Here is a 24,977-nt window from a genome sequence, read left to right as displayed (position 1 = left end):
ACTGAACAGTTCCAAACGAACCGTTAGTGGCCTCTGTGTAAAGTTTGCAAAGTTTATACCCGTGACGCCGAGCGCACAATGCAGCAGACCACAAGCAAAATCAAAGGTTTGCGACAGCCAAACGCAATCGAAGGGCGTTCCTTGACAGCTACCGTGACGGCCAGCCAAGCGCCGCCAACCGTCACGCAGGCCCGCGCGCCCCTTTACAACTCGGGGTCTTCAGCACCGCTGTAGAGATCCGAATCCTTGTACAGATCATGCACATGGCGCACCAGCACCATGATCACCGCTGCCACCGGCAGCGCCAGCAGCACCCCGGTAAAACCGAACAGTTCGCCGCCGGCAAGAATGGCAAAGATCACCGCCACCGGGTGCAGGCCGATGCGATCGCCCACCAGCAACGGCGTCAGCACCATGCCCTCAAGGGCTTGCCCCACCATGAATACCGCGACAATGCCGATCATCGGATACAGGTCGCCACCGAACTGGAACAGCCCGGCAATCAGCGCCGCGCCAATGCCGATGACAAAGCCCATATACGGCACGATTGCCGCCAGACCGGCAATCAGACCGATCAACAGCCCCAGCTCCAGCCCCACCAGCATCAGGCCCGCGGCGTAGATCACCCCGAGAGCCAGCATCACGAGCAATTGCCCGCGAACAAAAGCCCCCAGCACTTCATGGCACTCCCCGGCCAGAGACACCACCTGCTCTTCGCGACTGCGTGGCAACAGGCTGCGGATCTTGGCCATCATCAAGTCCCAGTCCCGCAGCAGATAGAAGCTGACCACCGGGATCAGTACCAGATTGGCCAGCCAGCCGATCAGCGCCAGGCCCGAAGCCGTTGCCTGGCTCAGCACCACGCCGACGATATCGGTGGTCTGGCCCATGTGCTCGCTGATGGCCGCCTTGACCTTGTCGAACTTCCAGAAGCCGTCCGCCAGACCGAGCTTGGACTGCACCCAGGGCATGGCGCTGTGCTGGACCCAATCGAGCATCTGCGGCGCCAGTTCATAGAGCCGCACCAACTGCTTGGCCAGCATGGGCACCAGCACCAGCAGCAGGGTCATGACGATCAGGGTGAACAAGGCGAATACCGCCACCACGCCCCAGGTCCGCGACAACCCCCATTGCTCCAGCCGGTCCACCAGCGGATCGAACAGGTAGGCCAGCAACAACGCCACCAGGAACGGACTGAGGATCGGGTGCAGCAGGTAGACGAACCCGCAGGCCAGGAGCACGACACCCAACCAGACCCAACGACGCGTATCAGCCATATACCTCTCCAGCTTCTATATAGAAGGAAACAATCTGCTACCAACGAAAACGCAGTTGGGCCTGCGGCGCCACCGGGGCGGTCCCTTCAGCGCCTTGTACAGGAGCTTGCGGCGCAGGCGCTTCACCCGCCGGAATCTCTTGCAGCTTGGCCAGCGACAGTTGCGCCCGCAGCTGCTCCGCACTGCCGTTGACGCGATAGACGATCCGATCACCGTCAACGCTCTGCAACTGCGCACCAAAAGGCTCCAGCAAGTGCCCAAGGGCCGCGTAATGCTCCAGAGTCATGCCCTGCACTTCCAGCAACTGCTCGCTGGAAGCACCAGGACGAGTGACAAAACGGGGCGCCAGACGCTGGCTCACCGCCAGCAACACCCCATCGGCCAGGGCCGCGGTATCGGCGCCCTGGACAGTGCCCTGCTCCTTCTGATCGCCCAGCCACAGCCGCCACTTGGCTTGCCATTGGCCACCTTCTTCCCGGGCATGTACCGCCAGCAACGCATCAGCACCGTAACGCTCGGAGGCTTCACGCAGCGGCGCCGGATCGGAACCTTCAAGATTCGGCGCCGTGGCGACGATCTGCTCGTTCAGATCCCCCAGCGGCAGGCGCAGGGGCAAGCCACGATGTTGAGCCGCACGCCGCAAGGGCGCCGCGCTGGCCTGGCCATCACCCACCAGGCTCGAGCCTTCGGTGGAATCACTCAGCCACCAGCCGATGATCGACGGCCGGTTGTTGCCCCAGAGCGATAGCCCGGCCTGACGCAGGGCGCGATCGGTGGTGACCGGATCGAAATCCACCTGCAGGCTTTCCGGCGGGCCGGCGTCGTAGCCGTACTGACTGATGATCTGCTGCGGGTCCTTGCGGATCGCCGCCAGCCCTGGCCCCTGGGCGGCCTTGGCGTCGCCAGTGAGGCGCAGCACCAGGGTTTCCAGGGCCCGCTGCGTGGCCTGGTCGCGCTCTTCGGGCGACTGGCTGCTCACAGGCTCACGCACTTGATACAGGCCATTGAGGGTTTCGGCATGACTCGCCAGGCTGACCAATGACAAACAGCCCACAAACAGAAATTTACCCAGACGCATGGAAGATTCCCGACGACAGAAAACGATTGAAACAGCGCACTTGAACCGCGGCGAGCAAGGCTGTGACCACAAGCCTGGGCAAAACATTCACCCGGCGCCCGATAGTTTTCGCGCTGTCATAACGATAGCCACTTGAGCGCTATACCTTATACAGGCATGGGCAGGAGCACCAACACGACCAATCGCGGTTTTTTTAACAGGATATGCCTCTCCCCGTCGGCCCGAGGATGGCCGCTGCCCCTCAAGCCTGATAAAATCGCGCGCCTTCGCAGACCGGCATCAGCTGGGCACCCTGAAACGCTTTTCCTGTGTTTCCGGCAGTCTCACTGGTTCGGTCGATACCCCTGAATCCCCCCTAAAGGCCTGGATCATGAGCAAGCAACCCTCCCTGAGCTACAAAGACGCCGGTGTAGACATCGACGCCGGTGAAGCATTGGTCGAACGCATCAAGAGCGTCGCCAAGCGCACTGCGCGCCCGGAAGTCATGGGCGGCCTGGGCGGTTTCGGCGCCCTCTGCGAAATCCCGGCCGGCTACAAGCAACCGGTGCTGGTCTCCGGCACTGACGGCGTCGGCACCAAGCTGCGCCTGGCCCTGAACCTGAACAAGCACGACAGCATCGGCATCGACCTGGTGGCCATGTGCGTCAACGACCTGGTGGTCTGCGGCGCCGAACCGCTGTTCTTCCTCGACTACTACGCCACCGGCAAGCTCAACGTCGATACCGCAGCCCAAGTGGTAACCGGCATCGGCGCTGGCTGCGAGCTGTCCGGCTGCTCCCTGGTGGGCGGCGAAACCGCTGAAATGCCCGGCATGTACGAAGGCGAAGACTACGACCTGGCCGGCTTCTGCGTAGGCGTGGTGGAAAAGGCCGAGATCATCGACGGCTCGAAAGTTGCCGCCGGCGATGCCCTGCTGGCCCTGCCCTCCTCCGGCCCGCACTCCAACGGCTACTCGCTGATCCGCAAGATCATCGAAGTCTCCGGCGCCGACATCGAAAGCATCCAGCTGGACGGCAAACCACTGACCGACCTGCTGATGGCGCCGACCCGCATCTACGTCAAGCCACTGCTGAAGCTGATCAAGGACACCGGCGCGGTCAAGGCCATGGCCCACATCACCGGTGGCGGCCTGCTGGACAACATCCCGCGTGTGCTGCCAAAAGGCGCCCAGGCCGTGGTCGACGTGGCGAGCTGGCAGCGCCCGGCGGTCTTCGACTGGCTGCAGGAAAAAGGCAACGTCGACGAGCACGAAATGCACCGCGTGCTGAACTGCGGCGTGGGCATGGTCATCTGCGTGGCCCAGGATCAGGTCGAGAACGCCCTGAAGGTCCTGCGCGAGGCGGGTGAGCAGCCATGGGTCATCGGCCAGATCGCCACCGCAGCCGAAGGCGCGGCCCAGGTCGAGCTGAAGAACCTCAAGGCTCACTGATGCAAGAGCGGATGTCGCCGACCTGTGATGTTGTGGTGCTGTTGTCCGGCACCGGCAGTAACCTGCAAGCCTTGATCGACAGCGTGCACACCGGCGACAGCCCGGTGCGCATCGCCGCCGTGATCTCCAACCGCGCTGACGCCTATGGCCTGCAGCGCGCCAAGGACGCGGGTATCGCTACCCGCTTCCTCGATCACACCGCCTTCGAAGGCCGGGAGGCCTTCGATCAGGGGCTGATCGAGCTGATCGATACCTTCCAACCCAAACTGGTGGTCCTGGCCGGATTCATGCGCATTCTCAGCGCCGGATTCGTCCGCCACTACGAGGGCCGGCTGCTGAATATCCACCCCTCGCTGCTCCCGAAATACAAAGGGTTACACACTCATCAGCGGGCGCTGGAGGCCGGAGATACGGAGCATGGCTGCAGCGTGCACTTCGTCACCGAGGAACTCGATGGCGGCCCTCTGGTCGTACAGGCTGTGATCCCGGTAGAGTTGCACGACTCGCCGCAGAGCCTGGCGCAGCGAGTGCACGTCCAGGAACACCGGATTTACCCCATGGCCGTACGCTGGTTTGCCGAAGGTCGGCTGACGCTCGGCGATCAGGGTGCTTTACTGGATGGTCAAATACTGGCCGCCAGCGGCTATTTGATTCGAACCTAGGAGATTTTATGCGTCGCGCCCTGCTCTTCGCTTGCGCTCTGTTCGCCCTGCCGGCTGTGCAGGCGGCAGACCTTCACCCGTTCTCCGCCAGCTACACCGCCGACTGGAAGCAACTGCCCATGAGCGGCACTGCTGAACGCAGCCTGGAAAAAACCGCCAATGGTGCGTGGAAACTCAGCTTCAAGGCATCGATGATGATCGCCAGCCTGAGCGAGGAAAGCACCCTGACCCTGGACAAGGACACCCTGGTGCCCCAGTCCTATCGCTTCGAGCGTGGTGGTCTGGGCAAAGCCAAGAAAGCCGACCTGGATTTCGACTGGAAAGCCAAGATGGTCACCGGCACCGACCGTGGTGATGCGGTCAAGCTGCCGCTGAACACCGGCATGGTGGATAAATCCACCTACCAGCTGGCCCTGCAGCACGATGTGGCAGCCGGCAAGAAGACCATGAGCTATCAAGTGGTCGACGGCGGTGAAGTCGACACCTATGACTTCCGTGTCCTGGGCTCGGAGAAGGTTGACACCAAGGCTGGCCAGATCGATGCGATCAAGGTCGAGCGCGTTCGCGACCCGACACAGAGCAAACGCATCACCGTGATGTGGTTCGCCAAGGACTGGGATTACCTGCTGGTGCGTCTGCAACAGGTGGAAACCGACGGCAAGGAGTACAACATCATGCTCCTCAACGGCACCGTTGACGGCAAGACGGTCAAAGGCAGCTGAGCCGCAGCAGTCACGAAGCCTCGCGAAAGCGGGGCTTTTTTTTGCCCGGGATTTGGTTCCTCGCCCGCACAGCAAGCCCCGGCACAAGCCCTCGAAGATGAAACTTTTGTCATGAAGCGGTACGCCCTGCGGCGAAATGTCACGGTTTACGCGGGCTGCAGGATTTTCTTCGATTCTGCAAAGGTTTGTTGCAGCGCCAGGCAATTTACTTAGCAAGCTAACAAAATATATAACAGAGTCCTGCACACGCCTTGCTGCAGATCAACAGAGATTGGAGCTAGCAGATGACTGTAAAAGTAACTGAACGCGACGATTCACATATGTCCCATGAAGGCGTAGCCGCGGGTGTACGGATCTGGGATGTACATCAACAAGACATGCTGGTGGGTATGTTCCACTCCGAGAGCGACGCCCACAGCTACAAGGCTGAATTGGAAAAACTCGAGCAGAACCGCGCGCCCCAGAGCTCCTGACTCGACCTCAGTGCCGGAGTGCCGGGATCTCCACGCGGATCAACGGCCTCCCCCACAAACGAAAAACCCCGCCATGAGCGGGGTTTGTCGTTATTCAAGGCTTACCACATCAGATCGTCGGGGATCTGGTAGGCCGCGTACGGATCATCTTCATCCGGCGCCTCGGTAGGCGTATTGAGCTGCACGATACGGCGCGGGTCACGCTCCTGGATCTTCAGCGCGGCTTCCCGCGGAATCACCTCGTAGCCGCCGCCATGGTGGACGATGGCCAGGGAGCCGCTGCTCAGCTTGTTACGCATGAGGGCATTCACCGACAGGCGCTTGACCTTCTTGTCGTCGACGAAGTTGTAGTAGTCCTCGGTGTTCAGCTTGGGCAGCCGCGACACTTCGATCAGTTGCTTGACCTGCGCCGCGCGGGCTTTCTGCTCGGCCTTTTCCTGTTGCTGACGGTTGAGCTCCTGGTCGCGCTTGACCTTCTCGGCCATCGCCTCCTGGGCCGCACGCTGCTGGGAGTCATCGAGTTCGATCTGGCCTTTGTGGGCCAGGCGCTGCTGCTTCTGCTTGTCTTTGCTGACCTGCTTGGCCTGCTTTTGGTTGACCAGCCCTGCTTTGAGCAACTGGTCGCGAAGGGAAAGGCTCATGGTGCTTACTCACTTAGGCAACGGCCTCAGCCGCAGCTGGGCAAATTCTTTTCCTGACGTTTGGCTTCGCCCCACAGGGCATCCAACTCTTCGAGGGTGCAATCTTCCATGGGACGGGCAGTGTCGCGCAATGCCTGCTCGATAAATCGGAAGCGTCGGTCGAACTTGGCGTTGGCACCGCGCAGGGCGGTTTCCGGGTCGACCTTGAGGTGCCGGGCCAGGTTGACCACGACAAACAGCAAGTCGCCGATTTCATCGGTGATCGCCGCCGCATCGTTGTCGGCCATGGCTTCCAGCACTTCATCCAGTTCTTCACGAACCTTGTCCACCACCGGCAGGGCTTCGGGCCAGTCGAAACCGACCTGGGCCGCACGCTTTTGCAACTTGGCGGCGCGGGACAAGGCCGGCAAGGCCACCGGCACATCATCGAGCAGGGACAACTGCTGGGGAGCCTCGGACTTCTCCGCGCGCTCCTCGGCCTTGATCTGCTCCCAACGCTCCTTGACCTGGTCTTCATCGAGCCGCGGGATGTCCAGCGGCGCGTACAGGTCCCCGGTGGGAAATACATGGGGATGCCGACGGATCAGCTTGCGCGTGATGCCGTCCACCACCGCGTCGAACTCGAAACGCCCCTCCTCCCGGGCCAGCTGGCTGTAGTACACCACCTGGAACAGCAGGTCCCCCAGCTCGCCCTGCAAGTGGTCGAAGTCGCCGCGCTCGATGGCGTCGGCCACTTCATAGGCCTCTTCCAGGGTATGGGGGACGATGCTGGCGTAGTTCTGCTTGATGTCCCACGGGCAGCCGTACTTCGGGTCGCGCAGGCGCGCCATGAGGTGGAGCAGGTCTTCAAGGCTGTACATCAGTTCATCCATTTCATACAGGCATCAGGGGGTCCGGTTGCGCCGGGTCTCGATGATGTTTGGCAACTGGGAAATCCGCCCCAACAGGCGACCCAACGCGTCCAGCCCCGGGATCTCGATAGTCAGGGACATCAACGCGGTGTTGTCCTCCTTGTTCGAGCGGGTGTTGACCGCCAGCACGTTGATCCGCTCGTTGAGCAGCACCTGGGACACATCACGCAGCAGGCCGGAACGGTCGTAGGCGCGGATGATGATATCCACCGGATAGGTCAGCACCGGCACCGGCCCCCAGCTGACCTGGATGATCCGCTCCGGCTCGCGCCCGGCCAGTTGCAGCACCGAGGCGCAGTCCTGGCGGTGAATGCTCACGCCGCGGCCCTGGGTGATGTAGCCGACGATCGCATCCCCCGGCAATGGCTGGCAGCAGCCGGCCATCTGGGTCATCAGGTTGCCCACGCCCTGGATCTGGATGTCGCCACGCTTGCCCGGCTTGTAGCCGGCAGCCTTGCGCGGAATCAACTCCAGTTGCTCGTTGCCCCGCTCCGGCTCCACCAGTTGCTGGGCCAGGTTGACCAGTTGCGCCAGGCGCAGGTCCCCCGCGCCCAGGGCGGCGAACATGTCCTCGGCGATCTTCATGTTGGCCTTCTCGGCCAGCTTGTCGAAATCCACCTGTGGCAGGCCGAGTCGGCTCAGTTCGCGTTCCAGCAGGGTCTTGCCGGCGGCGACGTTCTGATCGCGGGCCTGGAGCTTGAACCAGTGGACGATCTTCGCCCGCGCCCGGGACGTGGTGACATAGCCCAGGTTCGGGTTCAGCCAGTCGCGGCTCGGCGTGCCGTGCTTGCTGGTGATGATCTCCACCTGCTCGCCGGTCTGCAGGCTGTAGTTGAGCGGCACGATGCGCCCGTTGATCTTCGCGCCCCGGCAGTTGTGGCCGATCTCGGTGTGCACCCGGTAGGCGAAATCCAGCGGCGTGGCGCCCTTGGGCAGGTCGATGGCGTGACCGTCGGGGGTGAAGATGTACACCCGGTCCGGTTCGATATCCACCCGCAGCTGTTCGGCCAGACCGCCGATATCCCCCAGTTCCTCGTGCCATTCGAGCACCTGGCGCAACCAGGAGATTTTCTCTTCGTAATGGTTGGAGCCGGACTTGACGTCGGTGCCCTTGTACTTCCAGTGCGCGCAAACCCCCAGCTCCGCCTCTTCGTGCATGGCGTGGGTACGGATCTGCACTTCCAGCACCTTGCCCTCAGGGCCGATCACCGCCGTGTGCAACGAGCGGTAGCCGTTCTCCTTGGGGTTGGCGATGTAGTCGTCGAACTCTTTGGGGATGTGCCGCCACAGGGTATGCACGATGCCCAGCGCGGTGTAGCAATCGCGCATTTCCGGCACCAGCACCCGCACCGCGCGCACGTCGTAGATCTGGCTGAACTCCAGGCCCTTGCGCTGCATTTTGCGCCAGATGGAATAGATGTGCTTGGCCCGCCCACTGATGTCGGCGTTGACCCCGGTGGCCTTCAGTTCGTTCTGCAGCTGGTTCATCACGTCGCTGATGAAACGCTCGCGATCCAGGCGCCGCTCATGCAGCAGCTTGGCGATCTGCTTGTACTGCTCGGGCTCCAGGTAACGGAAGGACAGGTCTTCCAGCTCCCACTTGATATGCCCGATACCCAGGCGGTGAGCCAGGGGTGCGTAGATGTCGAAGACTTCCCGGGCAACCCGGTTGCGCTTCTCTTCGTCGGCGCCTTTTACCGCTCGAATCGCACAGGTACGCTCGGCCAGCTTGATCAGTGCAACCCGCACGTCATCCACCATGGCCACCAGCATCTTGCGCAGGTTTTCCACCTGGGCCTGGGTGCCCAGCACCAGGGACTGGCGGGGGCTGAGGCTGGCGGTAATGGCCGCCATGCGCAGCACGCCATCGATCAGCTTGGTGACCACCGGACCAAACCGCTGGCTGACCGCCGGCAACTGGATCTGGCCCTCGCGGACACCCCGGTAGAGCACCGCGGCAACCAGGGAGTCCTGATCCAGCTTGAGATCGGCGAGGATCTCGGCGATCTCCAGGCCCGTGCTGAAACTCGACACGTCCTCGGGGCTGAGATTCTTCGTTGCTATGTGCTGCAGTTCCGCCTCGCGGGCGAACTCGCAGGCTTCTTTCAAGGCTTCACGGTCCAGTGCCATGTCGACGCTGACCGTATGATCGAGCCATGCCTCGAGATTGATACTGCCGTCGGTGTTGATCGGCTGGTGCGCTCTCACCTGTACCATCTTGCTTTACCTTCCCTACGACGCACATTCAATGCGTCAAATCGCTGACCTTCAACGCTCGGGTGCGGCTCGCAGGGCCAGCGCGCCACTCCCGAAAGACCAGTCGGATTAGACAAGCCATCCTAGCTCGCTTCAAATAACGCCATGGCCTCGACATGCGCCGTCTGAGGAAACATATCGAGGATCCCGGCACGTTTTAATCTATAGCCCTGCTTGATCAGTTCGACCGTGTCACGAGCCAAAGTTGCCGGATTGCATGACACGTACACCAGCCGCTTGGCACCCAGGGTCGCCAACTGGCGGACCACCTCGAAAGCACCGTCGCGGGGTGGGTCCAAGAGTACCGCAGAAAAGCCTTCATCAGCCCACTCGGCAGCGCTCAGAGGTTGGGATAAATCGGCTTGAAAAAAGCGCGTGTTATGCAAATTGTTGCTGGCGGCATTCTCCGCCGCGCGCGCCACCATGGTCGCCACGCCCTCTACCGCCACCACTTCCCGCACCTGTCGGGCCAACGGCAAGGCGAAGTTGCCCAGGCCGCAAAACAGGTCCAGCACCCGCTCATCAGATTGCGGCTCGAGCCACTCAAGGGCCTGGGCGACCATCGCTTCATTGACGCCCGCATTGACCTGGACGAAGTCACCCGGCCGATACGCCAGGTGCAGGTCCCAGGTCTCCAGGCGGTAGCCCAGAGCCTGCGATGGATCAAAGGGTTGCGGCTCGCCTTCACCGTGCAGCCACAATTGCGCCTGATGGAAATCGCAGAAGTCCTTGAGGATCGTCAGGTCGCTGTAGGACAACGGCGCCATGTGGCGCAACAGCACCGCCAGGGCCGAACCGCTGAACAACTCCACATGCCCCAGTGCCTGAGGCTTGCTCAAGCGTCGCAGCATGGCGGGCAAACGGTTCATGACAGGTTGCAAGGCCTGTACCAGCACCGGGCAATCGTCGATGGCGACAATGTCCTGGCTACCGGCAGCGCGAAAACCCACCTCAAGTTGCTTGCCCTTGGCGTCCCAGCGCACCGCCACCCGGGCGCGGCGCCGATAGCCGAACTCGGGACCGCTCAAGGGGGCGGCCCAGGCCTCGGGCTCGACACCCGCGACCTTGGACAACTGCTCGGCGAGCATGCGCTGTTTCAGGGCAAGCTGTTCGTCATGGGGCAAATGCTGGACACTGCAACCGCCGCAACGCCCGGCATGGGCACAGGCCGCCGGGCGACGCAGATCACTGGCGTTGAAGATGCGCTCGGCACGGGCCTCCACCACTTTGCCGTGGCTGCCCAACACCCGAGCTTCGACTTCTTCACCGGCCAGGGCACCGCTGACAAACCAGGTACGCCCTTCGACAAAGGCAATGCCACGGCCGTCGTTGGCCAGACGCTGAATCGTCAAACGCTGTTTCTTGCCCACTGGAATCTGCGGCGCCCGGCTACCGCCCGCCGGCTGGAAGCGCAGGCCTCTATCGTGCTTAGCCATCAGTTGGGCGCATCGAAAATGCCGGTCGACAGGTAACGATCGCCACGGTCGCAGATGATCGCGACCATGACCGCGTTTTCCACTTCCCGGGACAGGCGCAGCATCGCTGCCACCGCACCGCCGGAAGAGACGCCACAGAAGATCCCTTCTTCACGGGCCAGGCGCCGAGTCACGTCTTCGGCCTCGCTCTGGGCCATGTCGACGATCCGGTCGACCCGACTGGCCTGGTAGATCTTCGGCAGGTATTGCTCGGGCCAGCGGCGAATGCCGGGAATGGCCGAGCCTTCCATCGGCTGCAGACCGACGATCTGCACCGCCGGGTTCTGCTCCTTCAGGTAACGCGAGGTGCCCATGATGGTGCCGGTGGTGCCCATCGAGCTGATGAAGTGAGTAATGCTGCCCTGGGTCTGGCGCCAGATTTCCGGGCCGGTGCCGCTGTAGTGGGCCTCAGGGTTGTCGCCGTTGGCGAACTGGTCGAGCACCTTGCCGCGGCCTTCGGCCTGCATCCGCTCGGCCAGATCGCGAGCGCCTTCCATGCCTTCTTCCTGGCTGACCAGAATCAGCTCGGCGCCGTAGGCGGTCATGGCCGCCTTGCGCTCGGCGCTGGAGTTGTCGGGCATGATCAGGATCATCTTGTAGCCCTTGATCGCCGCAGCCATGGCCAGGGCGATGCCGGTATTGCCCGAGGTCGCTTCGATCAGGGTATCGCCGGCCTGGATCTGCCCGCGCAACTCGGCGCGGGTGATCATCGACAGTGCCGGACGGTCCTTGACCGAACCCGCCGGGTTGTTGCCCTCGAGCTTTAGCAGCAGGGTATTGCTGGTGGCGCCGGGCAGGCGCTGCAGGCGGACCAGGGGGGTGTTGCCGACGCAATCGGCGATGGTTGGGTACTGCAAGGTCATGGCGTATTCGCAATCCAGACTGCGGGGGCGCCTATCATACCGGCAAACGACCGAGCGCCATATCACGCAAAGTGCGAGCCTTATGGCTTATTGGAATAAGGCAGCCCAGGGCAAGCCTCAGGCCGCCAGCAGGCGCACGTGGATGCGCAAGCCCTGGGCCAGGTTCTGCGCCCACAACTGCCCACCCTGACGCCCTACGGCATTGCGGGCGATGCTCAGGCCCAGGCCGAAACCGCCATCCCCCGGTCGCGACCCATCCAGACGAGTGAAGGGAGCGAAGATCCTTTCCAGATCCTCTTCAGCCACCCCCGGCCCTTCGTCATCCAGCCACAGGTGCCAGTACTTGCCGTCGCGCTGGCCTCCGAGGCTGACCCGTGCTCCGGCCGGCGAATGCCGAATAGCGTTGCGCAGGATGTTTTCCAGGGCCTGAGCCAGGGTATTGAGGTGCCCGCGAACCCAGCAATCGGCCTCCAGCTCGCAACGCAGCTGCTGCGCGGACCAGCCACTCTCGAAGCAGGCATTCTCGCTGAGCATCTCCCACAACGCCTGGACCTGGATCTGCTCTTGCGGCAGTGGCGCACGCTCGGTGTCCAGCCAGGCCAGTTGCAGGCTGTCCTCCACCAGGCGCTGCATGCCGTCGACCTCCCGCGCCAAGCGTTCGCGCAGCGCGGCAAGATCACGCTCGCCATCGCAGGCCACGCGCAGGCGGCTCAGGGGGGTGCGCAACTCGTGGGACAGGTCCCGCAACAACTGCTGCTGCACCGCCACGGTACTCTGCAGACGTTCGGACATCTGATCGAACGCCCGTCCCAGTTCGCCCAGCTCGTCCCGACGCTGGGTGGTTTCACTGGACAGCCGCACGTTCAACTGCTCCGCCCGCCAGGCGTTGGCCTGCTCGCGCAACTGGTTCAGCGGCACCACCAGCAAGCGATACAGGCCGACACACAGCAACAAGGTGAACAGCCCGGGAATCACCCCATTGGTGATCACCTGCCAGAACACCCGGTAGCGCCCCGGCATGAAACGTTGTGGCAACTCGATCACCAGGCTGCCCAGGGACGGATCCTCGGGAAAGGGTACTTTCAGCCACGGCAGGCCCCGGGCATGCCGGCTCACCGGCCAGTCGGCACCACGCAGGAAGGTCAGACGCTGGGCCTCCGCCGGCGTCAACGGGTAGCTGCTCAGGGATTGCAGGTCACTGCCAATCACGCCGATCCAGGTTTTCTCGCGGCTGGCGATCTGCTGGATCCAGGCATCGACACCGGCACTCTGGCCGCCCTTCCAGGCCTGCTCGGCCTCGCGGGCGTAGCTGCCCAAGGTGGCTCTGGCCTCATCGGAGAGGTAGAGGTTCTTCTGCTCCACATAACGCCCCCAGGACCAGCTCAGCCAGATCATCAACAGGCAGAAAGCTACCAACAGGCACGCCAGCTTCCAGAACAGCGAATGCCGCCCCGGCAGATCAGACCAGTTCATCTAAGGCGCTCAGCACATAACCCTTGCCCCACACGGTTCGCAGCTCACGCTCGCTGTAGCCCAGCGCCTTGAGCTTGCGGCGGATCTGGCTGACATGCATGTCCAGGCTGCGGTCGTGGGCCGCATAACCGCGTTGCAGTACATGCTGATAAAGGAAGGCCTTGCTCAACACCTCGTCGCCATTGCGGTGCAAGGTATCCAGCAGGCGGTATTCACTGCGGGTCAGGCCGGCCCATTGCTCGGCAAAGAACACGTCGCTGCGCTCATCGTCGAAGCGCAGGCTCTGGGCCAGGCTGACGGGTACCGGCGGCATCGGTCGCCGGTCCAGGGCGACCCGGCGCAGGATGGCCTCGATGCGCACACGCAGCTCGGCCATGCTGAATGGCTTGGGCAGGTAATCGTCGGCCCCCAGGCGGAAACCGCTGATTCGGTCGGCTTCCGCTCCCAGGGCGGACATCAGCAGCACCGGCGTGGAATGGCTCTGGCGAAAGTGCGTGAGCACTTCCAGGCCATCCATTCCGGGCAACAGGATATCCAGCAGCACCACATCGAAAGGTCGGCGCCGGGCAATGCCCAGCCCTTCCGGGCCGTTCTGGCACCAGGTCACGGCAAAGCCACAATGCTCCAGTTGCTCGCGCACATAGGCACCCAGCACCGGGTCATCTTCAATGGTCAGAATACGTGGTGGCTCAACAGATACGGGAGTCATTGACTTCTGCAAGTGATTCTCAGTTGGGCGATTATTCAAGATTGCCCGGATCGCGGCAACCAGTGCCTTGGTCGCAGCCCGGCTTCAGGCATTTCAGGCGACGGCCGCCCTGGCGCAATTTGCCAAGATCAGCCCCCGGCAAATCGTTACACTGCGCAGGTGGCGCATCACGGACGTGCCCGTAGACCTTTCAAAACAGCGTGGAAGCAGGAGAGTTGCGTGCTCAAGAAACTGGGAATCAAAGGCCGCGTACTGTTGCTGACCTTGTTGCCAACCAGCCTGATGGCTTTGGTGCTGGGCGGCTACTTCACCTGGATGCAGCTCTCGGACCTGCAGACCCAGCTCCTGCAGCGTGGCGAGATGATCGCGGAACAACTGGCCTCCCTGGTGGCCCCGGCCATGGGCAACCACAACACCCAGATGCTCGAGCGCATTGCCACCCAGGCGCTGGAACAGCAAGACGTGCGCGCCGTATCGCTCCTTGCCCCGGATCGCAGCCTGCTGGCCCATGCCGGCCCCAGCATGCTCAACCCGCCTCCCGCCGGTAACAGCAGCCACATGATGCAACGCTCCGGCAGCGACGCGACCCGCTATCAACTGCCGGTCTTCGGCCGGCACCGCAACCTGGCCGGCGACCTGATTCCCGATGAGTCCGACCGCCTGCTGGGCTGGGTGGAACTGGAGCTGTCCCACAGTGGCATGCTGCTGCGCGGCTACCGCAGCCTGTTCGCCAGCCTGCTGTTGATTGCCGCCGGGCTGGCCGGCACCGCCCTACTGGCAGTGCGCATGGGCCGCACAATCAACAACCCGCTGACCCAGATCAAGCAGGCCGTGGCGCAACTCAAGGACGGCAACCTGGAAACCCGCCTGCCACCCCTGGGCAGCCAGGAGCTGGATGAGCTGGCCTCGGGCATCAACCGCATGGCCAGCACCCTGCAGAATGCCCAGGAAGAATTGCAGCACAGCATCGACCAGGCCACCGAAGACGTGCGCCAGAACCTGGAAACCATCGAGATCCAGAACATCGAGCTGGACCTGGCGCGCAAGGAGGCCCTGGAAGCCAGTCGGATCAAGTCGGAATTCCTGGCCAACATGAGCCATGAAATCCGTACACCGCTCAACGGCATTCTCGGCTTCACCCACCTGTTGCAGAAAAGCGAGCTGACACCACGCCAGCTGGACTATCTGGGCACCATCGAGAAATCCGCCGACAGCCTGCTGGGCATCATCAACGAGATCCTCGACTTCTCGAAAATCGAAGCCGGCAAACTGGTGCTCGACAGCATCCCGTTCAACCTGCGGGACTTGCTGCAAGACACCCTGACCATCCTCGCCCCGGCCGCCCACGCCAAGCAGCTGGAACTGGTGAGCCTGGTCTATCGCGATACGCCGCTGTCGCTGGTGGGCGACCCGCTGCGGCTCAAGCAGATTCTTACCAACCTGGTGAGCAACGCCATCAAGTTCACCCGCGAAGGCACTATCGTCGCCCGGGCCATGCTGGAAGAAGAACACGAAGACAGCGTGCAACTGCGCATCAGCATCCAGGACACCGGTATCGGCCTGTCGAACCAGGATGTGCGCGCCCTGTTCCAGGCCTTCAGCCAGGCTGACAACTCGCTGTCGCGGCAACCCGGCGGCACGGGACTTGGGCTGGTGATTTCCAAGCGCCTGATCGAACAGATGGGCGGCGAGATCGGTGTCGACAGCACCCCGGGCGAAGGTTCGGAGTTCTGGATCAGCCTCAACCTGCCGAAAACCCGCGACGACGCCGAGGACCTGCCCGGCCCGCCGCTGCTGGGGCGGCGCGTGGCGGTACTGGAAAACCACGAGCTGGCGCGCCAGGCCTTGCAACACCAGTTGGAGGACTGCGGCCTGGAGGTGACCCCGTTCAATACCCTGGAGGCCCTGACCAACGGCATTACCGGCGTGCACCAGAGCGAACAGGCCATCGACCTGGCGGTATTGGGCATCACCACCAACGACATGTCGCCGGAACGCCTGAGCCAGCATATCTGGGACCTCGAACACCTGGGCTGCAAGGTCCTGGTACTGTGCCCGACCACCGAACAGACACTGTTCCATCTGTCGGTGCCCAACCCTCACAGCCAGTTGCAGGCCAAGCCCGCGTGCACCCGCAAGCTGCGCCGGGCCCTGTCCGACCTGGTGACCCCGCGCCGGGCTCGCAGCGAACCGGAGGAAACCCTTTCCAGCCGCGCGCCGCGAGTGCTGTGTGTCGATGACAACCCGGCCAACCTGCTGCTGATCCAGACCTTGCTGGAGGACATGGGCGCCAAGGTGCTGGCGGTGGACAACGGTTACGCCGCGCTGAACGCGATCCAGGCCGAACCCTTCGACCTGGTAATGATGGACGTGCAGATGCCCGGCATGGACGGCCGACAGAGTACCGAGGCGATCCGCCAGTGGGAAAGCGAGCGACACGGTACGCCGCTGCCCATCGTCGCCCTTACCGCCCACGCCATGGCCAACGAGAAGCGCGCCCTGCTGCAAAGCGGCATGGACGACTACCTGACCAAGCCCATCAGTGAGCGCCAACTGGCCCAGGTGGTGCTGAAATGGACCGGCCTGGCCCTGCGCAACCAGGGCCCGGAGCGGGCCAGCGAGCGCCCGGAACTGGGGCTGGAACTGCAGGTACTGGATCAGGACGAAGGCCTGCGCCTGGCCGCCGGCAAGGCCGATCTGGCGGCGGACATGCTGGCCATGTTGCTGGCGTCCCTGGACGCCGACCGCGAAGCCATCAAGGCAGCGCGGGCCGCCAATGACCAGAACGCCCTGATCGAACGGGTCCACCGCCTGCACGGTGCCACCCGCTACTGCGGTGTGCCGCAATTGCGCGCCGCCTGCCAGCGCAGCGAGACCCTGCTCAAGCAGGAAGATGCCAAAGCCTTTGCCGCCCTGGATGAACTGGACCACGCCATCGGCCGCCTGGCTGCCGAAGCGCGGACCAACGCCTGACCCAGGGCAAGACCTGCCCGGCGCCCAGCCGCCATGCTGGGCGCCCCGAACAAGGATGCAGCCATGCGTACGATTCTTTTCAGCAGCCAGAACTACGACCGCGAGAGTTTCCTCGGCGCTCAACTGCCAGCAGGCATCGAACTGCAATTCCAGGCCGCACGCCTGAGCCTGGATACCGCCGCCCTGGCTGAACGCCATGAAGTGGTCTGTGCCTTTATCAACGACGACCTCAGTGCCCCGGTACTGGAGCAGCTGGCTGCCGGTGGTACCCGCCTGATCGCTCTGCGCTCGGCCGGCTACAACCACGTCGACCTGAGCGCGGCCCAGCGCCTGGGGCTGGATGTGGTACGGGTCCCGGCCTATTCCCCCCATGCGGTCGCCGAACATGCCGTGGCCCTGATCCTGGCGCTCAACCGCCGCCTGCACCGGGCCTACAACCGCACTCGCGAAGGCGACTTCACCCTGCACGGCCTGACCGGCTTCGACCTGGTGGGCAAGACCGTGGGCATTGTCGGCACCGGCCAGATCGGCGCGACCTTCGCCCGGATCATGGCCGGCTTCGGCTGCCAGCTGCTGGCGTACGACCCCTTCCCCAATCCCGCCGTAGAAGCCCTCGGTGCCCGTTACCTGGACCTGCCCGAGCTGCTGGCCCAGTCGCAGATCATCAGCCTGCACTGCCCGCTGACCGAGGACAGTCGTTACCTGATCAACCAGCAGAGCCTGGCCCACATGCAACCGGGAGCAATGCTGATCAACACCGGGCGTGGCGGCCTGGTGGACACCCCGGCGCTGATCGAGGCGCTCAAGAGTGGCCAACTGGGCTACCTGGGGCTGGATGTCTATGAAGAAGAGGCGCAACTGTTCTTCGAGGACCGCTCCGATCTACCCCTGCAGGATGACGTGCTGGCGCGGCTGCTGACCTTTCCCAACGTGATAGTCACTGCGCACCAGGCGTTCCTGACCCGCGAAGCCCTGGCGGCCATCGCCGAGACCACCTTGCACAACATCGCCAGCTGGGCAGCTGGCCAGCCGCAGAACCGGGTCCACGGCTGAAATCCGCGCCACGGGCTGATCGAAGGTCACCTGCCCGCAACCTGCGCCGCAGGGGCCCGTGCTAGCATACGCGGCAGATTTGGAGGACCCATGGTCGAACACGATTTCCGCTACAACCTGATGAACCCGCAACACACCCTGATCGAATGCCGTGCCCTGGTGCCCGGCCGCTATCAAGTCACCGGCAACGGTGGCTCGATCCGTACCGACGACGTGCTTCTGGTCACCCTCAAGGGCAGCAAGGACCTTTCCATGCGCCTGACCGTGGACACCGTGCGCCACTTGATCAACCCCGTCGGCCAGTGGGTCGCCGTGGCGCGTGGCCCGGTATTCGGCGAACTGGCGATCCACCAGTGGCAGGTCAATTGCGACAGCTGCGACGCCACCCTGGACTTCGAGTTCGCAGTGGATGCCAAGCTGGGCAGCAAGGCCCAGAAGCCTGCCGCCAGCGCGCGCATTGCCGAGCTCGGCTGGCGTAGCGAGGGTGAGCATCACCGCTGCCCGAAATGCCAGCAGGCCGGCCAATGAAACGCCTGATGCTGGCTGCGGCGCTGGGGACCGGCCTGCTGGGCTGCGCCGCCGAGCCGCTGAAGTTGCAGCAGGACCGCAGTTACGTCCTGGAATGGATTGGCGAGCGTCCGCTGATCGATTACAGCCACCTGACCATCACCCTCGGCGAGGACGGTCGGGCCTATGGCAATGGCGGCTGCAACCACTGGTTCGCGCCCTACACCCTGGACGGCGAAAAACTCAGCTTCGGCAAGGTCGGCAGCACCCGCAAACTCTGTGCACCGGCGTTGATGGAGCAGGAGCGGCGCTTCCTTCAGGCGCTGGAAACCGTTGAGCGCTGGGACATCTCGCCGATCGAGCAGGTGCGGTTCTGGCCTGCCGAGGGCAAGCCGTTGCGCTGGTGGCTGGAAGAAGGCTGATAGTGCGCTAGCCGCTGCCGAGCCCGCGAGGCTGCGAACGGGACTCCAGGATGTTCCTGGATGAATCTCTGGCGAGTTTCAGGCCCCCCGCGTCACTTGAGGGCGCTCGCACTGCGCGGCAGCGGCTCCAGATCCTCGCGCCCTCAATGCCCGCGCAAGGCCTGCAGTTTCGCCAGCACACCGGCTGCAGTCTGCTCGCCCATCATCTGCTCACGTACCTTGCCCTTGTCGTCGATGATGTAGGTCACCGGCAGCGCCTCGCTGCGTGGCAGATCGAAGAGCTCCGCGGGGTTCCGTGCCAGCACGGTGAACTTGATCCCCAGCTTCTCGCTGGCGCTCTTTAGCTCTTCACCCTGCACATTGTCGAAGTTGACCCCCATCACCGATGCCGACTGCCCCTTGAGCTGCTCGTTCAGGGCGTTGAGTTCCGGGATCTCGGTACGGCAAGGCCCGCACCACTCGGCCCAGTAGTTGAGCACCAGCCACTGCTTGTCGATACGCTCGGCGGCGACTTTCTGGCCATACTGGTCGACCCCGTAGTCATTGCCACAACCGCCCAGCAGCAGGGTTGTGATGATCGCCAATACCGCCGCCAATTGCCTTGCCATGCGCTGTTTCCTGTCTTGAAAGATGTCTTGAAAAATAACCGTCGACCCAGGGTCGCTGCGACCTAACGACTCCCAAGGTTCAGGAGTGCCCGTCGCGCGGGTAGAATAGCCGCCACCTTACGCAAGATGCGACCCGCACATGACCGATCTGACGCTTTATCACAACCCGCGCTGCTCGAAATCCCGCGGTGCGCTGGAACTTCTGGAACAACGCGGCCTGGCCCCGACCGTGGTCCGCTACCTGGAAACCCCACTGGATGCCGCCCAGTTGCGCAGCCTTCTGGCCAAGCTCGGCCTCAGCGCGCGCCAGCTATTGCGCACCGGCGAGGACGAGTACAAGACCCTCAACCTGGCCGACCCGAGCCTCAGCGAAGAGCAACTGATCGCCGCCATTGCCCAGCACCCGAAACTCATGGAGCGGCCGATTCTCGAAGCCGGCGACAAGGCCATCATTGGCCGGCCGCCGGAGAACGTGCTGGAGATCCTGCCTTGAGCGCGCCCTATATCCTGGTCCTGTACTACAGCCGCAACGGCTCGACCAACGAGATGGCCCGGCAGATCGCCCGCGGCGTCGAGCAGGCCGGCCTGGAGGCTCGTCTGCGCACTGTCCCGGCGATCTCCGCGGAATGCGAGGCGGTCACCCCGGACATCCCCGACAGCGGCGCCCTGTACGCCAGCCTCGACGATCTGAAGCACTGCTCAGGCCTGGCCCTGGGCAGCCCGACCCGCTTCGGCAACATGGCAGCGCCGCTGAAGTATTTTCTCGACGGTACCAGCAACCTCTGGCTGACCGGTGCCCTGGTGGGCAAGCCTGCCGGCGTGTTCACCTCGACCGCCAGCCTGCATGGCGGCCAGGAAGCCACCCTGCTATCGATGATGCTGCCATTGCTGCATCACGGCATGCTGATCACCGGCCTGCCCTACAGCGAGTCGGCCCTGCTGGAAACCCGCGGTGGCGGCACGCCGTATGGCGCCAGCCACCATGCCGGAGCAGATGGCAAGAGCCCACTGGACGAACACGAGATTGCGCTGTGCCGGGCCCTGGGCCTGCGTCTGGCGAAAACCGCCCTGCGACTGGAGAACGGCCGTGGCTAAGAAGCCGAAGATCCTGCCCCCGGTGGAATGGCTGGAGCCCCGGGTCCGCCTGATGCGAATCCTCAGCCTGGTCTGCTTCTTCGGCCTGGTGGGGCTGCTTTGCGGGTATTACCTGCTGGTGGCCGATCTGCACGGTGCCCGCCCCTGGGTCATCCTGCTGATCGAGCTGGTGCCGCTGCTGCTGATGGCCCCCGGCATGCTCAGCGGCAGTGCCCGTGGCCATTCGTGGATGTGCTTCGTGGTCAACCTGTACTTCATCAAGGGCGCCCTGGCGGCCTACGACCCGAACCGCCAAATGTTCGGCCTGCTGGAGATGTTCGCCAGCCTGGCCGTGTTCACTTCGGCGCTGCTCTACGTGCGCTGGCGCTTCCAGCTTAATCGCCGGCTCGCGGGCGAAGGCGCCAGCCCGGCCTGAATCCGCCCCAGGTTCCCCGGCCCCGGGGAACTTGTAATGCCGCCAATGGCCCCAACCTTGGTCAACAGACTTTCCGACCCTCCCGACCGTCCCGGAGCAGGCATGCACGATTACAAATGGCTGAATGAATACTGTCTCAACCGCTTCGGTTCCGCTGCGGCCCTGGAAGCCCAGTTGCCCACCCCGGCCAGCGACGACTACCTGCGCGCATTGAGCGCCGACCGCTACCTCTCGACCCTGGCCCTGCGGGTTTTCCGCGCCGGGCTCAAACACAGCCTGGTGGACGCCAAATGGCCGGCGTTCGAGCAGGTGTTTTTCGGCTTCGATCCGGACAAGGTGGTGCTGATGGGCGCCGAGCACCTGGAGCGGCTGATGCAGGACACGCGGATCATCCGCCACTTGGGCAAGCTCAAGAGCGTGCCGCGCAACGCGCAGATGATCCTCGATGTGCAAAAGCAGCACGGCAGCTTTGGCGCCTTCATCGCCGACTGGCCGGTGCAGGACATCACCGGGCTCTGGCAGTACCTGGCCAAACATGGCAACCAGATGGGCGGGCTGTCTGCCCCGCGCTTCCTGCGCATGGTGGGCAAGGACACCTTTATCCCCACCTGGGACGTGGTCGCGGCCCTCAATGCCCAGAACATCATCGACAAGGTGCCCAGCAGCAAACGCGACCAGGCCCTGGTGCAGGAAGTATTCAACCAATGGCAGCAGGAGAGCGGCCGGCCACTGTGCCAGCTGTCGGCAATGCTGGCCTACACCGTCAATCACTGAGCCGCCCGCTCCCCGGCATCACTTCCTGCCCGAAACAACGGGCAGGAAAACCTCCCTTCTCATGCCCGTCCTCCAGCCCAAGCTGACAATAAGCTGAACTAAACGCGAGGATTTTTCATCCGCTGTTTTTTATCGGCTAAAGTTCGCCTCGCACTTGCCTCAACGATAAAAACGAAACTCCGGGAATAACCTCCCGAAGCCATCTGACGTGCATAACCGGATAACAAAGCAGCGTTCGGGCCAACAACCTGAACAAAGGCTGTCCGGCTTTAAAAGAACTGCCGTCGCCCATTCGTTTTTTTCACATTGCTTTCACTCTTCGCCCACCTGGCCCGACCTAAATTGGCCCCCAGTTGCAGTGCGGGCTCCAGTGGCTGCATGTCGTTCGTCTTCAGCGCACCAGTTCCAACCCGAACAACCAACACTCGGCAAAAACCTACTCAGGTACACCACGTGCTCAACACCGCTGAATCCGGCACTGGCAACAAGCCCCCCCGAACCTGGCGAATCGTCGGCGGCGTCTGTGCGGCGGCCCTGGCAATCCTGGTCAGCGGCTTTGTCCTGTGGCCCGTCACGCCTCGCGACCTGGGGGTCGGCAACCAGATGCAGCAGGCCAACATCTACCGTCACTGGCAAGGGGGCGAAGTGATAGTCCTGGTCCGCCATGCCGAGCGTTGTGACCGCTCCGCCAACCCCTGCCTGGGGCCCGCCGATGGCATTACCCAGCTCGGAAGCCACAGCGCCAGCGACCTGGGACGAGCCTTTCGCACCCTGGGCATGGCCGCCACTGATGTCATCAGCAGCCCCGCAACCCGTACCCGGCAAACGACGGAATTCATGTTCAACGGTGCGGCGCAGACCCAGGACTGGCTGGCCACCTGTGACGAGCATTTCCAGCAGACGATCAAGGCGCACAAATCACTCAAGCGCAATCTGATCCTGATAACCCACAGCGACTGCATCAGCAGCCTGGAACGCCAGCTGGGCTACCCGCACGCCCTGGCCAGCGAATACACCAGCTCGCTGTTTATCACCCTGGATCCGCAAGGCCACATGCAAGTACTGGGAACCTTGGATGCGGGCAGCTGGAAGCACGTACTTGATCAACCTCTTGAGTAACTTGTAACTATTTTTAACAACATGCCAACAGACTTTATTAGGGGAAGCGACACACTTGCCGGCTAATTAATTGACTTAACAAGTTTCTGTACTAATAAGAAACGGACAGCCGCATTTATGAAAAAACTTCTCAAACAAATGAATGCTGCCCGCTGAAACTTCGCGAACTTGGAAAAGCCAGCAGTTCCACAAAATTGACGCTTTGTCAGCACCCCCCAGCAAATAACGAAATCGCTATCGGCCAATGACTTCGAGGATACAAATGCACCGCACTTCGCCGCCCCCCGCTTATGGAACAAGCGCCCCGCCGTCCGGCTTTACCCTCGGCGCAAGTACAACCAGCACTCTCCAGCGCTGGGCACTTCCTCTGTTGCTCGTGGCCTTCGGCCTGTTCTACCTGCTACCTCTGACCAGCCACGGCCTGTGGATTCCCGACGAGACCCGCTACGCCCAGATCAGCCAGGAAATGCTGCTCAGTGGCGACTGGGTGGCGCCACACTTCATGGGCATCCGCTACTTCGAGAAGCCCATCGCCGGCTATTGGTTGATCGCCATCGGCCAGGCGGTCTTTGGCGACAACCTGTTCGGCGTGCGCATTGCCTCGGCCCTGAGCACCGGCCTGAGCGTACTGCTGGCCTACCTGATCACCCGCCGCATGTGGAACGACCCGCGCAAGAGCTTCGCCGCCGCCCTGCTTTATATGAGCTTCGGCCTGATTGCCGGGCAAGCTGGGTACTCCAACCTTGATCCGCAGTTCACCTTGTGGGTCAACCTGAGCCTGGTAGCCCTGTGGTTCGCCCTGGACGGCCGGAGCACTCGCGAACGCCTGCTGGCATGGGCCGGGCTGGGCGTCGCCTGTGGCATGGGCTTCATGACCAAGGGTTTCCTGGCCTGGCTGTTGCCGGTACTCATCGCCCTGCCCTACATGATCTGGCAACGCCGTCTGGGCGAACTGCTGCGCTACGGGCTGGTGGCCGTGCTGGTAGCGATCGGCATCAGCCTGCCCTGGGTACTGAGCATTCACGCCCACGAGCCCGACTTCTGGCGCTTCTTCTTCTGGCACGAGCACATTCGCCGCTTCGCCGCCGACAACGCCCAACATACCCGCCCCTGGTGGTTCTACCTGCCGCTGCTGGTGGCCTCCAGCCTGCCCTGGGCAGCCCTGTTGCCGGGCACATTCATGCAAGCCTGGAAAGACAAGCGCCAGGCCCCGACCGGTTTCCTGCTGCTGTGGTTCCTGCTGCCCCTGGCGTTCTTCAGCCTGAGCCGCGGCAAGCTGCCAACCTACATCATGCCGTGCCTGCTGCCGCTGGCCGTGCTCATGGGCAGCGCCCTGATCGACCGTATCAACGCCAGCCAGGGCCGGAGCATCCGCATCAACAGCCTGCTCAACCTGCTGATCGGCGTGGCGGCCATGGTGGCCCTGCTGTACATCCAGCTCACCCGGCCGGTCTACGGCCACAACGAGATGCTCGGCCTGTCCCTGGTGTTCATCATGCTGATGGGCTGGATCATCGCCAACCTGCTGCCGGCCGCCCGGCCGCTGCAGTACTGGGCGGCCCCGGCCCTGGGCATCTGGTTGCTGGTGGCCCTGCTGCCGGCGGGCATGCCGGGGTTCATCGTGCATAACCAGATGCCGGACCAGTTCATCAAGGAACATCTCGAGGAGCTCAGGCAGACCAAGACGCTGCTGAGCAATGACCTGGGCGCCGCCTCGGCCCTGGCCTGGCGCCTGCAACGCCCGGAGGTGACGCTGTACAACACCGAGGGCGAATTGAAATATGGCCTGGCTTATGCTGATGCGGCGCAGCGCAAGGTAAGCATGGCCGAGGTCGGGCAGTGGGTCAGCGAGGCCCGCAAACAGGGTTCGGTGGGTGTGGTGATGCGGGTCAAGGACGTGGTGGAAAGCGAGGAAGTGGCGCTGCTGCCGCCCGGAGGCAAGCGCTATGAGGAAGGCAATATGCTGGTCCTGATCCTGCCACAAAGCCAACCCTGACCCTGGGTACCCTTGTAACGACAGCGCCGACCACGGTTGGCGCTGG

24 protein-coding genes are annotated in these 24,977 nt (G+C 63.1%); 14 read left to right on the top strand and 10 right to left on the bottom strand.

Going from position 1 to position 24,977, the window contains the following annotated elements:
- Window positions 1–203: 203 nt before the first annotated feature.
- Together AC07R1_RS21745 and AC07R1_RS21740 are read right to left on the bottom strand one after the other, a co-directional pair.
- Window positions 204–1,277 carry an AI-2E family transporter gene (locus AC07R1_RS21745; protein WP_011062701.1) on the bottom strand — a complete coding sequence of 358 codons (1,074 nt, stop codon included), beginning with the start codon at window positions 1,275–1,277 and terminating at the stop codon, window positions 204–206.
- Between the two features lie 37 nt (window positions 1,278–1,314).
- Window positions 1,315–2,355 (bottom strand): DUF2066 domain-containing protein, encoded by a 1,041-nt coding sequence (locus AC07R1_RS21740; RefSeq protein WP_315868654.1) that lies wholly within the window; start codon window positions 2,353–2,355, stop codon window positions 1,315–1,317.
- 370 nt (window positions 2,356–2,725) lie between these two features.
- On the opposite strand from AC07R1_RS21740, the gene purM reads away from it, so the two are divergent.
- From purM to AC07R1_RS21720, 4 genes are all read left to right on the top strand, one after another.
- Window positions 2,726–3,784: a phosphoribosylformylglycinamidine cyclo-ligase gene (gene purM, locus AC07R1_RS21735; RefSeq protein WP_011062703.1), complete on the top strand. Its 1,059-nt coding sequence runs from the start codon at window positions 2,726–2,728 to the stop codon at window positions 3,782–3,784.
- 11 nt (window positions 3,785–3,795) lie between these two features.
- The gene (gene purN, locus AC07R1_RS21730) at window positions 3,796–4,446 is read left to right on the top strand and encodes a phosphoribosylglycinamide formyltransferase (protein WP_123576908.1); all 651 of its coding nucleotides are present in this window, start codon (window positions 3,796–3,798) and stop codon (window positions 4,444–4,446) included.
- Between the two features lie 8 nt (window positions 4,447–4,454).
- Window positions 4,455–5,168: a DUF3108 domain-containing protein gene (locus tag AC07R1_RS21725; RefSeq protein ID WP_011062705.1), complete on the top strand. Its 714-nt coding sequence runs from the start codon at window positions 4,455–4,457 to the stop codon at window positions 5,166–5,168.
- 284 nt (window positions 5,169–5,452) lie between these two features.
- Window positions 5,453–5,641, top strand: a complete 189-nt coding sequence (locus AC07R1_RS21720; RefSeq protein WP_011062706.1) for a hypothetical protein — start codon at window positions 5,453–5,455, stop codon at window positions 5,639–5,641.
- A 101-nt stretch (window positions 5,642–5,742) separates the two neighbouring features.
- On the opposite strand, the gene AC07R1_RS21715 is transcribed toward AC07R1_RS21720, so the two are convergent.
- From AC07R1_RS21715 to AC07R1_RS21685, 7 genes are all read right to left on the bottom strand, one after another.
- Window positions 5,743–6,282 (bottom strand): DUF2058 domain-containing protein, encoded by a 540-nt coding sequence (locus AC07R1_RS21715; protein ID WP_103289446.1) that lies wholly within the window; start codon window positions 6,280–6,282, stop codon window positions 5,743–5,745.
- Window positions 6,283–6,308: 26 nt separating this feature from the next.
- Window positions 6,309–7,142, bottom strand: coding sequence for a nucleoside triphosphate pyrophosphohydrolase (gene mazG / locus AC07R1_RS21710; RefSeq protein WP_495110926.1), 834 nt, complete (start codon window positions 7,140–7,142; stop codon window positions 6,309–6,311).
- A gap of 24 nt (window positions 7,143–7,166) precedes the next feature.
- Window positions 7,167–9,410, bottom strand: coding sequence for a GTP diphosphokinase (gene relA, locus AC07R1_RS21705; protein ID WP_065365418.1), 2,244 nt, complete (start codon window positions 9,408–9,410; stop codon window positions 7,167–7,169).
- Between the two features lie 122 nt (window positions 9,411–9,532).
- Complete coding sequence (gene rlmD, locus AC07R1_RS21700) at window positions 9,533–10,885, bottom strand: 23S rRNA (uracil(1939)-C(5))-methyltransferase RlmD (protein WP_495110925.1); 1,353 nt, start codon at window positions 10,883–10,885, stop codon at window positions 9,533–9,535.
- Window positions 10,885–11,787: a cysteine synthase CysM gene (cysM, locus tag AC07R1_RS21695; RefSeq protein ID WP_011062711.1), complete on the bottom strand. Its 903-nt coding sequence runs from the start codon at window positions 11,785–11,787 to the stop codon at window positions 10,885–10,887. The genes rlmD and cysM overlap by 1 nt, the downstream gene beginning before the upstream one ends.
- Before the next feature lie 117 nt (window positions 11,788–11,904).
- A complete protein-coding gene (locus AC07R1_RS21690; RefSeq protein WP_011062712.1) occupies window positions 11,905–13,260 on the bottom strand; it encodes a sensor histidine kinase in 1,356 nt (451 codons plus the stop codon).
- Window positions 13,247–13,969: a response regulator transcription factor gene (locus AC07R1_RS21685; protein WP_011062713.1), complete on the bottom strand. Its 723-nt coding sequence runs from the start codon at window positions 13,967–13,969 to the stop codon at window positions 13,247–13,249. The genes AC07R1_RS21690 and AC07R1_RS21685 overlap by 14 nt, the downstream gene beginning before the upstream one ends.
- Window positions 13,970–14,188: 219 nt before the next feature.
- Here AC07R1_RS21685 and AC07R1_RS21680 point away from each other — a divergent pair, with 219 nt between their 5' ends.
- From AC07R1_RS21680 to AC07R1_RS21665, 4 genes are all read left to right on the top strand, one after another.
- Window positions 14,189–16,942: a response regulator gene (locus AC07R1_RS21680; protein ID WP_495110924.1), complete on the top strand. Its 2,754-nt coding sequence runs from the start codon at window positions 14,189–14,191 to the stop codon at window positions 16,940–16,942.
- A 63-nt stretch (window positions 16,943–17,005) separates the two neighbouring features.
- Window positions 17,006–17,995, top strand: coding sequence for a 2-hydroxyacid dehydrogenase (locus tag AC07R1_RS21675; RefSeq protein ID WP_011062715.1), 990 nt, complete (start codon window positions 17,006–17,008; stop codon window positions 17,993–17,995).
- Window positions 17,996–18,085: 90 nt separating this feature from the next.
- On the top strand, window positions 18,086–18,523 hold the full coding sequence (locus tag AC07R1_RS21670) for a hypothetical protein (protein ID WP_011062716.1): 438 nt from the start codon (window positions 18,086–18,088) through the stop codon (window positions 18,521–18,523).
- Window positions 18,520–18,924: an META domain-containing protein gene (locus AC07R1_RS21665; RefSeq protein ID WP_401020405.1), complete on the top strand. Its 405-nt coding sequence runs from the start codon at window positions 18,520–18,522 to the stop codon at window positions 18,922–18,924. The genes AC07R1_RS21670 and AC07R1_RS21665 overlap by 4 nt, the downstream gene beginning before the upstream one ends.
- 143 nt (window positions 18,925–19,067) lie before the next feature.
- On the opposite strand, the gene AC07R1_RS21660 is transcribed toward AC07R1_RS21665, so the two are convergent.
- Window positions 19,068–19,532 carry a TlpA disulfide reductase family protein gene (locus AC07R1_RS21660; RefSeq protein WP_011062718.1) on the bottom strand — a complete coding sequence of 155 codons (465 nt, stop codon included), beginning with the start codon at window positions 19,530–19,532 and terminating at the stop codon, window positions 19,068–19,070.
- A gap of 139 nt (window positions 19,533–19,671) precedes the next feature.
- Between AC07R1_RS21660 and arsC the strand changes: the two genes are divergently transcribed.
- From arsC to arnT, 6 genes are all read left to right on the top strand, one after another.
- Complete coding sequence (arsC, locus tag AC07R1_RS21655; protein ID WP_495110923.1) at window positions 19,672–20,025, top strand: arsenate reductase (glutaredoxin); 354 nt, start codon at window positions 19,672–19,674, stop codon at window positions 20,023–20,025.
- A complete protein-coding gene (gene wrbA / locus AC07R1_RS21650; protein ID WP_041752480.1) occupies window positions 20,022–20,627 on the top strand; it encodes an NAD(P)H:quinone oxidoreductase in 606 nt (201 codons plus the stop codon). Before arsC ends, wrbA begins: the two co-directional genes overlap by 4 nt.
- Window positions 20,620–21,042: a DUF2069 domain-containing protein gene (locus AC07R1_RS21645; RefSeq protein WP_077934632.1), complete on the top strand. Its 423-nt coding sequence runs from the start codon at window positions 20,620–20,622 to the stop codon at window positions 21,040–21,042. Before wrbA ends, AC07R1_RS21645 begins: the two co-directional genes overlap by 8 nt.
- A gap of 102 nt (window positions 21,043–21,144) precedes the next feature.
- Entirely contained in the window at window positions 21,145–21,816 is a 672-nt protein-coding gene (locus tag AC07R1_RS21640; protein WP_011062722.1) for a DNA-3-methyladenine glycosylase I, read from the top strand.
- A gap of 453 nt (window positions 21,817–22,269) precedes the next feature.
- Window positions 22,270–22,935: a lipopolysaccharide core heptose(II)-phosphate phosphatase PmrG gene (gene pmrG, locus AC07R1_RS21635; RefSeq protein ID WP_065365414.1), complete on the top strand. Its 666-nt coding sequence runs from the start codon at window positions 22,270–22,272 to the stop codon at window positions 22,933–22,935.
- Between the two features lie 244 nt (window positions 22,936–23,179).
- Window positions 23,180–24,931 carry a lipid IV(A) 4-amino-4-deoxy-L-arabinosyltransferase gene (gene arnT, locus AC07R1_RS21630; protein WP_495110922.1) on the top strand — a complete coding sequence of 584 codons (1,752 nt, stop codon included), beginning with the start codon at window positions 23,180–23,182 and terminating at the stop codon, window positions 24,929–24,931.
- Window positions 24,932–24,977 lie beyond the last annotated feature (46 nt).

The sequence above is a fragment of the Pseudomonas sp. GW821-FHT07F01 genome (genome assembly GCF_059418825.1).
Note: the sequence above shows the minus strand (reverse complement) of the source record. Positions and strands in the feature narration are given on the sequence as shown.

Bases quoted from the DNA above. Each gene is read 5' to 3' on its own strand.
- arsC (WP_495110923.1), top strand. From the start codon at position 19,672: ATGACCGATCTGACGCTTTATCACAACCCGCGCTGCTCGAAATCCCGC.
- AC07R1_RS21740 (WP_315868654.1), bottom strand. From the start codon at position 2,355: ATGCGTCTGGGTAAATTTCTGTTTGTGGGCTGTTTGTCATTGGTCAGC.
- AC07R1_RS21665 (WP_401020405.1), top strand. From the start codon at position 18,520: ATGAAACGCCTGATGCTGGCTGCGGCGCTGGGGACCGGCCTGCTGGGC.
- arnT (WP_495110922.1), top strand. From the start codon at position 23,180: ATGACTTCGAGGATACAAATGCACCGCACTTCGCCGCCCCCCGCTTAT.
- AC07R1_RS21660 (WP_011062718.1), bottom strand. From the start codon at position 19,532: ATGGCAAGGCAATTGGCGGCGGTATTGGCGATCATCACAACCCTGCTG.
- AC07R1_RS21745 (WP_011062701.1), bottom strand. From the start codon at position 1,277: ATGGCTGATACGCGTCGTTGGGTCTGGTTGGGTGTCGTGCTCCTGGCC.
- purN (WP_123576908.1), top strand. From the start codon at position 3,796: ATGTCGCCGACCTGTGATGTTGTGGTGCTGTTGTCCGGCACCGGCAGT.
- AC07R1_RS21715 (WP_103289446.1), bottom strand. From the start codon at position 6,282: ATGAGCCTTTCCCTTCGCGACCAGTTGCTCAAAGCAGGGCTGGTCAAC.
- AC07R1_RS21725 (WP_011062705.1), top strand. From the start codon at position 4,455: ATGCGTCGCGCCCTGCTCTTCGCTTGCGCTCTGTTCGCCCTGCCGGCT.
- mazG (WP_495110926.1), bottom strand. From the start codon at position 7,142: ATGTACAGCCTTGAAGACCTGCTCCACCTCATGGCGCGCCTGCGCGAC.
- AC07R1_RS21720 (WP_011062706.1), top strand. From the start codon at position 5,453: ATGACTGTAAAAGTAACTGAACGCGACGATTCACATATGTCCCATGAA.
- relA (WP_065365418.1), bottom strand. From the start codon at position 9,410: ATGGTACAGGTGAGAGCGCACCAGCCGATCAACACCGACGGCAGTATC.
- cysM (WP_011062711.1), bottom strand. From the start codon at position 11,787: ATGACCTTGCAGTACCCAACCATCGCCGATTGCGTCGGCAACACCCCC.
- AC07R1_RS21640 (WP_011062722.1), top strand. From the start codon at position 21,145: ATGCACGATTACAAATGGCTGAATGAATACTGTCTCAACCGCTTCGGT.
- AC07R1_RS21675 (WP_011062715.1), top strand. From the start codon at position 17,006: ATGCGTACGATTCTTTTCAGCAGCCAGAACTACGACCGCGAGAGTTTC.
- purM (WP_011062703.1), top strand. From the start codon at position 2,726: ATGAGCAAGCAACCCTCCCTGAGCTACAAAGACGCCGGTGTAGACATC.
- AC07R1_RS21690 (WP_011062712.1), bottom strand. From the start codon at position 13,260: ATGAACTGGTCTGATCTGCCGGGGCGGCATTCGCTGTTCTGGAAGCTG.
- AC07R1_RS21670 (WP_011062716.1), top strand. From the start codon at position 18,086: ATGGTCGAACACGATTTCCGCTACAACCTGATGAACCCGCAACACACC.
- AC07R1_RS21685 (WP_011062713.1), bottom strand. From the start codon at position 13,969: ATGACTCCCGTATCTGTTGAGCCACCACGTATTCTGACCATTGAAGAT.
- rlmD (WP_495110925.1), bottom strand. From the start codon at position 10,885: ATGGCTAAGCACGATAGAGGCCTGCGCTTCCAGCCGGCGGGCGGTAGC.